This is a genomic window from Bacteroides sp. D22 (genome assembly GCF_000163675.1).
GTDB classification, from domain to species: Bacteria; Bacteroidota; Bacteroidia; order Bacteroidales; family Bacteroidaceae; genus Bacteroides; species Bacteroides xylanisolvens.
Genome location: NZ_GG774840.1, coordinates 1 through 13,066 on the forward strand (window position 1 = coordinate 1; position 13,066 = coordinate 13,066).

Sequence of the window (13,066 nt, forward strand, 5' to 3'; positions counted from 1 at the left end):
CGGATCGTGTACCGGGCGTCCTCCCAGCGTCCTTCCCGTTTCAGCTCGCACCGTATCTCCGCCGTCTCGTTCACTTTCAGCTCCTTCGGGACGGGCATCGTCTCCACCGTGAACAGGTATTTCGTCTGAATATCCAGCCCGTCATTACAGGCTGCGACCAGCACGAGGGCGGCCACGATGTAGCAGCCCGTGAATATTCTATAAATCATTGTCCTCATATACAATTATATTATATAGCAGTTATCGAATCATGAAGCGGATTCCCACGCCGACCTGCGTGTGGAATTTCCCGCAGTCGCCGCCGAACAGCACCCGTTGGCGACCGTTTACCAGCAAGACAATCTTGTCCGTCACGTAGGCGGACAGCTCCAGCGTGAGCGCACCCCCGTAGATGAAATTGTCCTCATCCGTGAGCCGGGAGCCGTCCGGCAGCAGGCTCTCGCCCCAGTTCACCGTCTCGTACCCGGCAAGGGCGGACAGTCCCAGTGCGGCGAAGAACGTCTTCTTCCGGTCGGAAAGGAAGTTCAGGTAATAGCCGCCCTCGCCCGTGAACTGGCTCGCCGGATAGAGGCAGTCCCGGTAGCCGTACCGCTTCTCCAAGTATTCCACACCGACCACCCAATGGTGGGCGTTCTTCGTGTAGGTGCTCACCGCTATCCCGGCGTGGTAGCCGAAGCCGTCGCCGTTTTTCCAGCGCATGTTGTCCGACAGCCCGCCCGTGAGCTGTATGCCCCTCATTCCGGGCAGGCACCGTTGGGCGTGTGCCCGGTTCACATGCAGGCACACCCCGAAAAGCAGGATAATGAACAGTAACCTTTTCATCGCTTACTTGATTTTCAGTTCGTTAATCTGTTTTGCCGCCACGAGGTCGGCGTTCTCCACCCGGATGGTCTGGTGCCTACCGCCGTCCTTCTCGAACAGTTCGATGACCAGCAGCTTGTCGTCCGGTATGGTGAACTGCGGGACGGCATACACCGTGCGCACGTCGCTTTTCCCCTCCGTCACCAGCACCTCGTTGTAGCTGCGCACCGGGTCGATCACCCGTTCCTGAATGGCGGTGCGCTTCGGCACTTTCTTGTCCACGACCTTGAACCGGATAAAGTCCGTCCGGAAAGCCACGTTCGACCTGTTCCTCGTTTCCGTGTGGAAATAGAACAGCCCGTTGTGCGAGTGGACGGATTTCAGGAGGAACTGCACCCCGAAGCGTTTGCAGCCCAAGTGCCGGATCTCCCGCCTGTCCTCCTTGTAGATGCTCTGCATGATCAGCTTCACCAAGAGCGGGCTTTCGCCTGCCAGTTCCCGGAAATGGAGGTTCATGCGGGTATGCGAAAAGTCCGTCGTGTTCCCGTTCTCCAAAAAATCCTTCATCTCGATGTTCAGCATCTCCGGCTCATGCGCATACCGGGCATTGAACGAATAGAAACTTCCGTCCTCGCAGATAACGGAAAAGTTCGTTTCCCCCGGAAACCCCTCGGTGGTCGCCTTCACCCGGATCACGTTCTCCGCACCGTCCGCTTTCCCGGCGATAATCCAATTGCTTCCCAAGTCCACGTACCGCACCGCCGAGGGGAAGATGATATGCACCGTCTTGGCGAACGTCACCTGCACCCCGTGGGGCGTAACCATCTGCCGGTAGGGTAGCTTCCGTGTAATCCCCTGATACAGGTCGTTGCCCGTAACCCGCTGTATCGTATCATTCACTTGTGCGTTCGCACCCGTCACCATGCCCATAAGCAGGGCGACCCATCCAAAAATCTTTTTCATTTGTCCTTTCTTTTTAATGGTTTTATAATCTGTCGATCTATTGTTGTTTGGCGTAAAGCATCAGCTCATACCCCGCTTTCAGGTGCACCTTTACCGTGCGGAACTTCTTGGCAAGGTACTGGCTGCCGCCCTGCATCAGCCCACGGGTGATGTCCATCGCCACCTGCTGTCCGGCGCTCCGTGCGAACGAGATGCTCGTTCCCAACCCGCCGCCGATGTTCGCCATCGCCTCCTTTGCCGCTTCCTGTTCCAGTGATGAAGGGACAGACAAGCCTTTCTGCCCGTCACTGTCATACACCGCCAGCTCCACGGGCAGCAAGTTCCCCCGGTATTCGATGGACGACACCACAATATCCAGCCGTTCTCCCTGTACCTTTCCCGTACCCGCAACGAGCGTGTTCTGCGGAATCACAAGGTTTCCCGCTTGCAGCGGTTCGAGCAGCCTGAGCTTCACCGTCTGTCCGTCCATAATCGTCTGATCTCCGTGGATGCACGCCCGTATCGTGTTCTTCCCCATAGTGTACCCGCTGCCTACCGCCGTGTTGAAGCCGTAGTTCCTCGGCTGGCTGTACCGCCGCATGAACTCCGCATCGCTCAGGGGCTGTTGCAGCCCCGATACCGTCCGCTCCCGTGCCACCTGCACCGCCACGGCGGGCTGTCTTGGACTGTTGTCGTTCTGCACGGCTGCGCCGTCCTTCCCGTTCTGTCCCATGTACTTGGCGGCAAGCTCGTAGCTCTTCTCCATCAGCGCCACCTGATCATCGATTCCGCCCGCCTGCCGTTCCCTTTCTTCCAGCTTGGCGGTCAACTCCTCCACCTGCCTTTTCAGCTCCTCCTTTTCCCCGTCCACCTTCGGTTCCTCGTAGAACGAGCCGAGCTGACGGTTGATGTCCCGGTAGGCGGTAACGGAAGAACGGCTGCCGCCGCCATTGTCCGAATAGTCCCTGAACGGTTCCCGTTCCGGCTCGCTGTCCGGCAGTTCCATTTCCACCCCGTCCATATCGCTCTCTTCGGAGAAGGCGAAGTCCTCCAGCGAGCGCACCTTCTCCGCCTGCTGTTTCTCCGCCTGCGCCTGCTCGTAGGCTTTCCGCTTGTCGCCGATGATCCCGTCATTCTCCGGCAGGGGGATGTCGGCGTTGAACGCCCCCACGGTGTCCCGGTTCACGTCCCGCTCCTCCGAAGGTGCGAATATCAGCCACATCGAGCCGAGGAACAGCAAGCCCATCAGCGGATATACCATCAGCTTCTTCCGTTGCTGCAACTGTTTCGGCGTGAGCGGCTTGGCTGTCTTCTTCTCCTTTTTCCCGCCGCCCTTGTCCTCCTTCTTTCCGTTCCCCGTCTCCGGGGCTGCGGCATCCGCCACCGTCACGTGCTGCGTTGCCGTTGCTTTTTCTTGGTTCTGTTCTTCCATCATGTCAAAAATTTATGGTTGTCCTACATTCTGATTCTCCTCCCCGGAGGCTTCCTTCTGCCTGTCTCCCCGGTTTGCCGCTTGCCAGGCGGTTCCTTCCGTTCCCGTTTGAGCGATGCCGTGGGACTTGCCCGGTTGTCCGCCCGCAGGTGCGCAGCCTTCCGTTCCCGGCGGAGCAGCCACTCACTCAACTTCTCCACCAGTCCCATACCGTCCGCTTTCAAAAGGGTTGATAATACTGTCATTGGGTAATTGCAGGCGCCTAATATGCTCTATCCCCAGTTCCTTCCCGTCGTTCCTGCCGATGCGGTAGATGGAGGAGACGGTCATATAGACCGACAGTGAGCCGAACGCCACCAGCGTCACGAGGATGATTGCCACACGCATGTCGGGCGAGATACGCCCGGCGAGGCGGCGGAGCTTCCCGTCCGCCCAATCCTGCGCCTTTGTGATGAATTTCCTTATCATAGCCGTCAGCGTTTGAGGGTCTGCAAATCCTTGTTCTCCGTGATCTCGAACCCCTCGATGATGAAGCCCTGCGGGTTGTTGTCGCTCCTGACCGCATCCAGCAGGCGGCAGCGGGTCACAAGGCTGCGCTCCGTAACAGAGCTTTCCCGCAGGATGATCTGCCGGGCGAACGTCCGCACGCTGTACGGGTACTTGTCGAAGTCGCACCGCAGGCTGTCTATCTCTATCATCTGGTTGATGTTCCCCGAGATTATCCGGTTGTAATACCCCTTTTCCGAGAGGTCCTTGTAGTAGTTGAAGGCGCTCTTGTCCGCCAGCAGCAGCGAGCGTTTGATATTGCCCTCGATAGCCGACTTGTCGGGCGAGAGCGTGAAGAACAGCTCGTGGAAGCGGCGCACGTGCTCCCGTGCCTCCACCGGGCGGTTCTGCCGCACGTCCTGCGAGAGCGCCAGCATCAGGCTCTTGCCGTTGTCCAGCACGTAGATCTTCTGCCGCTGCGCCTCGGCGAAGCTGTACGACTTCCACAGGGCGAAGCCCGTCACCACGGCGCACAGGCAGGCGAATACCAGCGTGAAGAGCCGTATCTGCCTGAAGCTCGTTTCGATATTTTTCAAACTCTTAAATTCCATGTTTCCGGTTTTTTATTCGTTATGACTCATTTTCTTGGGGCATCCGCCGCTACTTGATGATTTTTCCGGCGATGTTCCCCACGGCGGCACCCGCACCCGCTGCGGCGACGTTGCCGACCTTGTTTGCGGTTTGGTTCATCGCACGGTTGGCTTGGCTCACCCCGCCCGCCATGATGATCCAGTTGGCGACCGTCGGGATGGTGAAGTACCCGAATATCCCGATGATTAAAAAGATGATGTACACCGTGTTCGAGCTGTCCGGGATGAAGGTCGGGTCGCTCATCGCCTCGATGTCACGGGTGAGCATCAGCACTTGGATGCGTGCCAGCACCGAGCTGAACAGGTCGCTCACGGGCAGCCACATGTAGATGGAGATGTACCTCGTTATCCACTGCGTGAGCGTGCTCTGGAACCCGTCATAGACCGAGAGGGCGAACGCTATCGGACCGAGGATGGAAAGGGCGATCAGGAAGAACGTCCGTATCGTGTCGATCACCAGCGCAGCCGACTGGAACAGCAGTTCGAGCAGTTCTTGGAACCACAGCCGGATGTTCCGCTTCATGTTGTATTCCGTCCGGTCGATGTACATCACCGCCATCGTCTTCAAGTCCTTGGGCGACCAGCCCAGCTCGTCGAGCTTCTTGTCGAAGTCCTCCTTGCTCGCCAGATATGCCTTCTCCGGGTCACGGCGGAACGCCTCCCTCTCCAGCGTCTCCTTCTGCTCCCGGTATCGGTTCATGTCGAAGGTCTGTGATTCGAGCATCCCGTGGCAGCCCTTCACCACGGGCGAGAGCACCGTGTTGATCGTGCCGATGACGAAGGTGGGGAAGAAGAGGATGCACAGCCCGATGGCGAACGGGCGGAGCAGCGGGTACACGTCGATGGGTTCGGCACGGGCGAGCGCCTGCCACACCTTGGCGGCTACGTAGAACAGCGCACCCAGCCCGGCAATTCCCTTGGCTACCCCCGTCAGCTTCTCGCAGAGCGGCATCATGTCCTGATACAATACCTGCAATATCTCATGCAGGTTCGTGAAGTCTATCGCTAACAACATAGTCCTATATTATATTTATGTACGTGAACATTATTATATATTGCCACTCTCACCAGTAACGGTCTTCCGCATCCCCGTAGAGAGCCACCACCCGGTCGGCGTCCTTTTTCTTCTTCGCCCGCAGGTAGCTCACCGAGATGTTCTTGTCCGTATAATACTGCACGAGGTTGCGGTACTCCAGCAGCCGCTTGTAGCTCTGGTCGATGATAGCCAGCCGTTCGGCATCCGAGAGCGACATCCCCGTCACGTTCACCACGTTCTTCAGATCTTGCAGGATGTCCGCGCTCTCGGAGAGCAGCTTGGCGTACCCGAACGAGATGGTTGACAGCTCGTCCGGCGTGTAGTTCGGGTCGCCGAGCATCTTCTGGTAGTTGCGCACGTAGATTTCCGAGATGTCCGCCACCATCTCGATGGACTTCTTCACCTTCACGCCGCCTTTCACCACGTCATGCACCGCCTTGAGCGCATCGTAATACTTCCGTCCCTGCTCGAATATCTTCGCCGTCTCCTTGAATCCGTCCAGCGTGTGCTGTGCGGTGGCGGAGGTCTCCACGATCTCCTTGGTCGTGTTGATGATGCCCTGCGCCAGATTGCCGGGATCGTGTACGACCCACTGGGCGTTGGCCGCACCTGCCGTCAGGCACGCTACGCCCACGATGATTGTCTTTATCGTTCTCATGTCCTTACTGTTTTAGGGTTCCGTCACTCTTTCTCCTGTACTCTCCGCCCGGCGACAGCCGGATGCGGTCTTTCTCCCGGTCATAGTCCATCATCACGGCGAAGCCCGTCTCGATGAACAGCACCCCTTCCGTTTCCCGGACGAGGTAGGTTTCCGCTTCACTGCCGCCCGTGTGGTTCCTGTGCATGACCGTCACACGGTACCTGCCGTCCTCTTCCCAGAGGGTGAAGGGCGGCTTTCCGCCCGTGCTGACCCATTCGCCGCACATCTTTTCCAACCGTTCCGGATTTGTCTCCTTGCAGGAAATGACAAACGCCAGCGCCGCCGTCACCGCCGACAGCAGCAGGATTAAATTCAATCGTCTCATCTTGATTCCGTTTTTTTAAGTTTTACAAAATTTTATTCTCTCCATATCGTTTAGCCGTTTGTACATCCAGCCGTTTAACTGTTTAACCGTTTGACCGTTTAGCCGTTTGGTCAATCATCCGACCCTTCAGCCGTTCGTCCGGTCAATCAACCACCCGTCCGGCAACCTGTCCGCCGCTCCCCGCCAGCGCATCGGCACATTATTTATACTTCGTCTCCGCCAGCCGCTTGATGGCAAGCTCCAAGTCGCCGCCCAGCTCTTCCGCCAGTGCGAACACCTCCGTCTTCTCGCTCTCCTCGGTGGTATAGGTCAGGTACTCGGCAGCCGACACCTCCGTGGCGTACACCGCCGACTGCACCCCGTTCAGACCGATCCAGACCTCCTTGTACTTCCGTCCGGGATGGTTGGCGAGGTTGATGGAGAGTATCTGCGACTTCTCCTTGTCCGTCAGACCGAGCATCGACTGGATGCCGTCGAACTTGTTCATGTACTTCTTCTGGTCCAAAAGGATCTTGCAGTCCGAGTTGGTGATGATAGCCTCCTTCACGATGGGGGACGAGATGATATCATCGACTTCCTGCGTGACGACAATCGCCTCGCCGAAATATTTCCTGACGGTCTTGTAGAGATATTTCAGGTACTCGCTCATGCTCGGCGAGGAAAGGGCTTTCCAAGCCTCCTCGCAGATCAGCATCTTCCGCACCCCTTTCAGGCGGCGCAGCTTGTTGATGAAGGCTTCCATGATGATGATCGTAACCACGGGGAACAGCTCGGCGTTGTCCTTCACGGCGTCGATCTCGAAGACGATGAACCGCTTGTGCAGCAGGTCGATGTTCTCGTTCGAGTTCAGCAGGAAGTCGTAGCGCCCGCCCTTGTAATACTGCCGCAGCGTGGTCAGGAAGTTGTCGATGTTGAAGTCCTCCCGGCTCACCTTGATGTCCCTTGCAGCCAGCTCCTTCCGGTAATCGTTCAGCATGTACTCGTAGAAGGTGTCGAACGAGGGGGCGATGTCCCGGTTCTGTTGTATCCGGCGGATGTACGCCGACACCGCACTGCCCAGCTCGCCGCTCTCCGTCTTCGTGACCTTCTCGTCCTCGCCCTTCCACAGCGCCAGCAGCAGCGTCTTGATGCTGTCCTTCTTCTCCACGCTGAACTTGTAGTCGTCCGTGAAGAAGGGGTTGAAGCTGATGGGCTTCTCCTCCGTGTACGTGTAGTAAATCCCGTCCTCGCCCTTGGTCTTGCGGTGGATCAGCTCGCACAGCCCTTGGTACGAGTTGCCCGTGTCGATCAGCACGATGTGGCTGTTTTGCTCGTAATACTGGCGCACGAGGTGGTTCATGAAGAACGACTTGCCGCTCCCGCTCGGACCGAGGACGAACTTGTTGCGGTTCGAGATCACCCCTTTCTTCATCGGCAGGTCGCTGATGTCCAGATGCAGCGGTCTGCCCGTCATCCTGTCCGCCATCTTGATGCCGAAGGGCGAGAGCGAGTCCTTGTAGTTCGTCTCCTCGGTGAAGAAGCACAGGGCTTGCGGGATGAACGTGTAGAAGCTCTCCTCGAAGGGGAAGTCCCCCTCGTTGCCCGGTATCGCCGCCCAGAAGAGCGTGGGCACGTCCACCGTGTTGTGCCTCGGCTTGCACTCCATCAGGGCGAGCTGGCTGCCCACCTCGTTCTTGATGCGCCTAAGCTCCTCCCGGTCGTCGCTCCACGCCATCACGTTGCAGTGGCAGCGCACCGAGGTCAGCCCTTTCGAGTGCGCCTCGTTCAGGTATTCCTCGATCCATGCCTTGTTGATCTGGTTGGAGCGGGAGTAGCGGGAGAGCGAGTGCATGTTCCGGGCGGTCTGCTCGAAGCGTTTCAGGTTCTCCCCGTGGTCGTCGATGAAGATGTACTGGTTGTAGCAGTGGTTGCAGTCCAGCAGCAAGCCCACCGGGGCGGCGAACGACAGGCGGCAGTCCGAGCGGTCGGTCGAGAGCCGCTCGTAGCGGCTGTCCGTCGCCACCTTGCCCGGCAGGTCTTCCGTGTCCGAGAGGGTGTGCAGGCAGAGGATGTCGTCGCCGATGCGCATCTCCTCCGGGTTCAACTGGATGTCCTTCAGCACCGTCGTGTCGTGCTGCGAGAGCGAGAGGTACTTCTCCACGATGCCCGCCGACCGTTCCGTGCCGGTGATCTCGTCCGTCGTGAGGCGGCGCAGCGTAACGAAACCGCTGTCGTTCATGATCTTCTCGAACTGCCCGACGGCTTCGAGGAACCTCGTAACCGTCTCCCGGTCCTCGATCTCCTTGGGGACAAGCCTGCCCTTGCAGAGGGTGGAGAACGTGCTTTCCTGACGGCTCCGTGCCTTCGTCGTCTTGGTAAGGAACAGGTAGCAGAAGTGGTTCAGGAACGGGCGTTCGTTGAAGTGCCTCTCAAAGCTCCGGCTCAGGAAGCTAAGGTCGTCCCTGTCCGTTTCCGGCCGGTACTTCTCCTCGATGAAGAAGTCCTGCTTGTGCACGATGGAATACTCCGGCAGCACCTTCACCGCCTTGTGCCAAGCCGAGTGGACCGCCTCGTACTCGCTTCCCGTGACGGAGAACAGTTCCGGCAGTTCCACCCTGAAGGCGACCGTCACGTCCGCCTCCTTGCTCACGATGCAGCCGTTCTCCACCGCCAGCAGCGGGAACTTGCTTTCGAGCGTCGCCGCTTTCATTACGTTTCTCATTCTTGCCAGTGTTTAAAGGTGAATAATCGGGGGATTTTCAGGCGGTTCACCACGTACCTCGGATGCCGCCTGCGGGCGGCTGCCTTCATCAGCCCGTGCGTGCCGTACCGGGCGTTCAGCCGGAAGGTCAGCCATACCAGCAGCGTAGCCGCAGCCACGCCGAAGCCGATGCACACCCACTGGTTCACGCCCGCCATGTACAGGATGACGAACACCACGAACACGGCGAGCAGACCGCCGCAGAAGATGAAGAGGTACTGGCTTTCCAGCCCCTTGAACTCCACGTTCCTGCCGATCCCCTTGTTGATTTCCAAGTCCATAGTCCGCTGTTTTACAGGAAGAACGAACGGAGGATGGTAGCCGCCACGATCAGGAAGATGCAGGCTCCGAACCAGCTTGCGGCGACTTTGCTCACGTCCGGATCGCCGGCGCTGAACTTCCCGTACACTTTCACCCCTCCGATCAAGCCGACCACCGCACCGATGGCGTAAATCAGTTTTGTCCCCGGCTCAAAATACGAGGTGACCATCTGCGTGGCTTCGGTGATGCCCGCCTGCCCGTTTCCCTGCGCCATTGCGCCCACGGCAGCCAGTATGCAGGCCGCCGTAAAAAAGATTCTTTTCTGTTTCATTTGTCTTTAAAATTTTAATTAAACATTATGGTTGTCCATCAGCCGGGCGACACGCTCACGTGCGCCCTCGAACTCGTCCAGCATCGCCTCCCAGATGTCCGACCCCATCACGGACGGCAGCACCTCACGGGCTTCCCGCTCCGCCTTTTCGTCCGCATTGTCCGACACCAGTACCCGGCGCACCTTTTTCAGGTCATCGAAGGAGTACCCCGTGGCGAAGTCGGGGTTGCCGTCCGGGTAATAAGCCCCTAATTCCTCTTCCTCCTCCAGTTCCCGGATCTCCTCCGGCGTGGGTTCATAGTCCGTTTCCTCCTCGTCCTCCTCCGGCTCGATGTCGGAGTAGTCCGCCCCGTCGTCCTCCGCTGCGGGTTCGTCCACGGCTCCGGCTGCCGCTTCCTCCCCGTCCTCCGCTCCGAAGGGCAGGTAGGTGCTTTCGCCCATGACCGTGTACGGCTCGCCCGGTTGCCCCGGCTCCTTTCCCGTTCCCTCCGTGTCTTCGTCCGTCTCCGCTGTCCCGAATATCCCGGCGATGTCCTGCCGGTAGTATTTCCACAGCACGACAAGGTAATAGAGCAGCAGGACGGTGAGCGATAATTTCAGTATCATGCCGTTTCCTCCTTCCTTTTTAAAAGAGGTTCTCCAGTTTCCCGACGTATGCCGCCTCGATCTCCTCCCGGTATTGCTCGAAGTGCTGCGCCAGCACGTTGTCGATGTATGCCGAGAGCGACACCTTGCCGCCCGTCAGCATCACCGAGATTTTGGCGATGCGCTCGTGGTATTCACGCCTCACATAGACCGGCTTGCCGTAACGGGCGGGGATGTCCATGCCTTTGAGGAAGGTCGTGTCGTAGTCCGCCTGCCTTGCCTTGCGCCGTCTTGTGTCCGCCGTCTTCCCTTCCTGCGCCTTCTCCACCGGCACGGCGGTTTCCTCCTTTCCGGTTCCCGGTTCTCCCGTTCCCGCCGCCTCGCCCGCCATCATCCGCATCAGCAGCTCCTCGTCGATGGGCTTCTCATTCCGCTGCTTCTTCATAGCCTTCCAGTTTGAGGATGGTTGCTATCTCACGGGTCAGTTCGGGGATGCCGCTGCCTGCCAGCATCCGCCTGTCGGGAGCCAGCAGCGTGGAACGGAACACCGTCCGTCCCGTGCCGTCCGCCTCCTTGCGGAAGCGTTTCGTGTCGGGGATGCGGGTTTGCAGCATCGGCAGCCCCATGTCGGCGACCACCTGCCCGTACTTCTCGTACAGCCCGCTCGTTTCCCGCTTATCGACTTGGTTCCAGAAAAGGTAAAGCCCCTTCAGGCGGCTCGTTTCCTTGCCCAGCATCATCCGTTGCAGCACGTCGAGGAAGGAGAGCGTGCTCTCCAATACCGCCTTGTCCGCACTCACCGGGGCGAAGATGTAGTCCATCTGTGCGATCGTGCGCAGGATGCCCGCCGAGTTCACCGTGCCCGGCAGGTCGAAGAAGAGCAGGTCGTAGCAGCCTTCCGCCGCCAGCTCCCTTGCCGTGTCGGGGGCTTGCTCCACCCGGCACTTGCGCACCGGATAGGCGGCACGCCCCGGCTGCCGCATCTGTTCGTAAGCCGCCCGTTTCAGGTATTCGTTCTCCAGTACCGCCCGGCTGTCCCGTTCCCGCATCTCGTACAGGCTGTACTGCGGGAAGTCGCAGTCGATCACCGCTAACGGACACCCCAAGCGGTAGTGCAGGTAGCCCGCCACCAGCACCGTGATAGCCGTCTTGCCGCTGCCGCCTTTCTGTGTGGCGAAAGCCACGTTCAATGTCTGTCTGTCCATATCGTCATTCTGTTGGTTATTCATCCGGCTGCCCGTGCAGCCGCTTCTCTGTTCACTCAATCTGTCAGCTTTTCAGCCACTTTGCCGTTCATTCATCCGTCCGTTCATCCGTTCAGGCATCCGGTCATACATTCAGCCCGGCATCCGGCTGTCCACCCAATCATCCGGCTGTCCGCTTGTCCGGCTGTTCAGCCGTTTGACCGTTTAGCCGTTTAGTCATTTAGCCAATCATCCGTCCGTTTGTCCGGCAAGACCGTCAGTCGTTCGGCTGTCCGTCCGGTCGGCTATCCGGTTGTTTCCTTGTCTATCCGGATAGTCGTTTCACCGCTTCCACGGCGCAAAGGAATATCAAAATACCGGTAGTTTATCCGTTTGATTATCAGCGTGTCGTGCATTGTCTTTCCACCCGTAGGTTTGTCGCATCCGGGCATGGTGTCCGGACGGGAAAAGGGCTGTTACTTTGCAGGCGGAAACCAAAATGGAGTAAGAATGAAAAAGAGCGGCAACCGCCCGAAGGAGTGCCCCGGCACTCCGCAGCAGGCAAGGGCATCCCCAATCTGTCCGGCAGGACGGATTTTATTTTCAAACGAAAATGGCAAGTTGTGTGCTGCGGCACTCGAAATGAATTTCGTGCCTCACCACCACCTTGCCCCCTCGATGTGGCATCCCCCTCCGGAGTCGGGGGATGCTCACGGGGGAGAGCCGTAGGCATACGGCGTTTTCAGACCATGTTTCACTTAAAATTTTACAGGATGATGGACAATCAGAAGAAGTATGCGGGCAACCACGGGCGAAAGCCCAAGCCCGACAAGATGCGCCACCGCTACGTGTTCCGTCTGGACGACGAAGACAACGCCCGTTTCCTCGCGCTTTTCGACGAGTCGGGCAAGGCGACCAAGGCGGAGTTTATCGTTTCCGCACTTTTCGGCAGGAGATTAAGGTCATTAAACTGGATAAGGGGACGCAGGATTTCTACATGCGCCTGACCACTTTCCACTCGCAGTTCCGTGCCATAGGCACGAACTACAACCAATGCGTGCGTGCGCTCAAATCCAATTTCTCGGAGAAGAAAGCCCTCGCTTTCCTCTACAAGCTGGAGCGGCACACCCTCGAACTGGTCGAGTTAAGCAAGCGGATTTCCGCACTGGTGGAGGAGTTCCAGAGCAAATACCCCGTCCGATGATAGCCAAGATCTCGCACGGCAGCAGCCTGTACGGGGTGCTTGCCTACAACCAGTTGAAGGTGGACGAACGGCACGCCGACGTGCTTTTCACCAGCCGGATTATCGAGCCGCAGGGCGATAACCCATACACGATAGGGCATCTTTCCCGCTCGTTCGGTGATTACCTGACAGCCAACCGCAAGACCGAGAAGCCCGTCCTGCACATCTCCCTCAATCCCGACCCGAAGGATTGCTTGAGCGAAGAGCGGTTTGTCAGCTTGGCGGAGGAGTACATGCGGCGCATGGGCTTCGGCGACCAGCCCTATATCGTCTATCGCCACAACGACATCGGGCGGGAGCACCTGCACATCGTCTCCGTCCGGGTGGACGAAACCGGGCGGGCGATTTCC

Annotated in this window: 19 protein-coding genes and 1 pseudogene; 4 read left to right on the plus strand and 16 right to left on the minus strand. The window is 58.5% G+C overall.

All coding sequences use genetic code 11. The features are described from left to right. The 16 genes from HMPREF0106_RS00460 to HMPREF0106_RS00390 all read right to left on the minus strand — a co-directional run. On the minus strand, positions 1-218 hold a 218-nt coding region (locus HMPREF0106_RS00460), incomplete at its 3' end, for a TraQ conjugal transfer family protein (protein ID WP_032851681.1). Positions 219-240: 22 nt separating this feature from the next. Next, positions 241-822 (minus strand): conjugal transfer protein TraO, encoded by a 582-nt coding sequence (locus tag HMPREF0106_RS00455; RefSeq protein WP_009041276.1) that lies wholly within the window; start codon positions 820-822, stop codon positions 241-243. 3 nt (positions 823-825) lie between these two features. Then, positions 826-1,764 carry a conjugative transposon protein TraN gene (gene traN, locus HMPREF0106_RS00450; RefSeq protein WP_009041277.1) on the minus strand — a complete coding sequence of 313 codons (939 nt, stop codon included), beginning with the start codon at positions 1,762-1,764 and terminating at the stop codon, positions 826-828. A gap of 37 nt (positions 1,765-1,801) precedes the next feature. Continuing rightward, positions 1,802-3,178 carry a conjugative transposon protein TraM gene (traM, locus tag HMPREF0106_RS00445; RefSeq protein WP_009041278.1) on the minus strand — a complete coding sequence of 459 codons (1,377 nt, stop codon included), beginning with the start codon at positions 3,176-3,178 and terminating at the stop codon, positions 1,802-1,804. A 9-nt stretch (positions 3,179-3,187) separates the two neighbouring features. Further along, a complete protein-coding gene (locus HMPREF0106_RS26575; RefSeq protein WP_162470352.1) occupies positions 3,188-3,358 on the minus strand; it encodes a hypothetical protein in 171 nt (56 codons plus the stop codon). Further along, positions 3,359-3,643 (minus strand): TraL conjugative transposon family protein, encoded by a 285-nt coding sequence (locus HMPREF0106_RS00440; protein ID WP_009041279.1) that lies wholly within the window; start codon positions 3,641-3,643, stop codon positions 3,359-3,361. Between the two features lie 5 nt (positions 3,644-3,648). Continuing rightward, on the minus strand, positions 3,649-4,272 hold the full coding sequence (traK, locus tag HMPREF0106_RS00435; protein WP_005647497.1) for a conjugative transposon protein TraK: 624 nt from the start codon (positions 4,270-4,272) through the stop codon (positions 3,649-3,651). Between the two features lie 49 nt (positions 4,273-4,321). Next, a complete protein-coding gene (gene traJ, locus HMPREF0106_RS00430) occupies positions 4,322-5,326 on the minus strand; it encodes a conjugative transposon protein TraJ (RefSeq protein ID WP_009041280.1) in 1,005 nt (334 codons plus the stop codon). 49 nt (positions 5,327-5,375) lie between these two features. Beyond that, entirely contained in the window at positions 5,376-6,005 is a 630-nt protein-coding gene (locus HMPREF0106_RS00425) for a DUF4141 domain-containing protein (RefSeq protein WP_009041281.1), read from the minus strand. A 4-nt stretch (positions 6,006-6,009) separates the two neighbouring features. Then, positions 6,010-6,372 (minus strand): DUF3876 domain-containing protein, encoded by a 363-nt coding sequence (locus HMPREF0106_RS00420; protein ID WP_009041282.1) that lies wholly within the window; start codon positions 6,370-6,372, stop codon positions 6,010-6,012. A 199-nt stretch (positions 6,373-6,571) separates the two neighbouring features. Further along, positions 6,572-9,073: a TraG family conjugative transposon ATPase gene (locus HMPREF0106_RS00415; protein ID WP_032851679.1), complete on the minus strand. Its 2,502-nt coding sequence runs from the start codon at positions 9,071-9,073 to the stop codon at positions 6,572-6,574. Further along, positions 9,070-9,393: a DUF4133 domain-containing protein gene (locus tag HMPREF0106_RS00410; protein WP_004327363.1), complete on the minus strand. Its 324-nt coding sequence runs from the start codon at positions 9,391-9,393 to the stop codon at positions 9,070-9,072. The genes HMPREF0106_RS00415 and HMPREF0106_RS00410 overlap by 4 nt, the downstream gene beginning before the upstream one ends. An 11-nt stretch (positions 9,394-9,404) precedes the next feature. After that, positions 9,405-9,704 carry a DUF4134 domain-containing protein gene (locus HMPREF0106_RS00405; RefSeq protein ID WP_004327362.1) on the minus strand — a complete coding sequence of 100 codons (300 nt, stop codon included), beginning with the start codon at positions 9,702-9,704 and terminating at the stop codon, positions 9,405-9,407. Positions 9,705-9,722: 18 nt separating this feature from the next. Continuing rightward, positions 9,723-10,310 (minus strand): DUF4122 family protein, encoded by a 588-nt coding sequence (locus HMPREF0106_RS00400; RefSeq protein WP_009041284.1) that lies wholly within the window; start codon positions 10,308-10,310, stop codon positions 9,723-9,725. A gap of 19 nt (positions 10,311-10,329) precedes the next feature. Beyond that, the gene (locus tag HMPREF0106_RS00395) at positions 10,330-10,734 is read right to left on the minus strand and encodes a DUF3408 domain-containing protein (protein ID WP_009041285.1); all 405 of its coding nucleotides are present in this window, start codon (positions 10,732-10,734) and stop codon (positions 10,330-10,332) included. After that, positions 10,715-11,494, minus strand: coding sequence for a ParA family protein (locus tag HMPREF0106_RS00390; RefSeq protein WP_005840599.1), 780 nt, complete (start codon positions 11,492-11,494; stop codon positions 10,715-10,717). The genes HMPREF0106_RS00395 and HMPREF0106_RS00390 overlap by 20 nt, the downstream gene beginning before the upstream one ends. 12 nt (positions 11,495-11,506) lie before the next feature. Between HMPREF0106_RS00390 and HMPREF0106_RS26580 the strand changes: the two genes are divergently transcribed. From HMPREF0106_RS26580 to HMPREF0106_RS00375, 4 genes and pseudogenes are all read left to right on the plus strand, one after another. Further along, positions 11,507-11,710, plus strand: a complete 204-nt coding sequence (locus HMPREF0106_RS26580) for a hypothetical protein (RefSeq protein ID WP_153882925.1) — start codon at positions 11,507-11,509, stop codon at positions 11,708-11,710. Between the two features lie 168 nt (positions 11,711-11,878). Then, positions 11,879-12,202: a hypothetical protein gene (locus HMPREF0106_RS00385; RefSeq protein WP_232286803.1), complete on the plus strand. Its 324-nt coding sequence runs from the start codon at positions 11,879-11,881 to the stop codon at positions 12,200-12,202. A 104-nt stretch (positions 12,203-12,306) separates the two neighbouring features. Then, positions 12,307-12,677, plus strand: a pseudogene (gene mobA, locus HMPREF0106_RS00380) (conjugal transfer protein MobA). Next, positions 12,674-13,066: relaxase/mobilization nuclease domain-containing protein (locus tag HMPREF0106_RS00375; protein ID WP_009041289.1), on the plus strand; the 393-nt coding region annotated here is incomplete at its 3' end. The pseudogene mobA and the gene HMPREF0106_RS00375, both read left to right, overlap by 4 nt.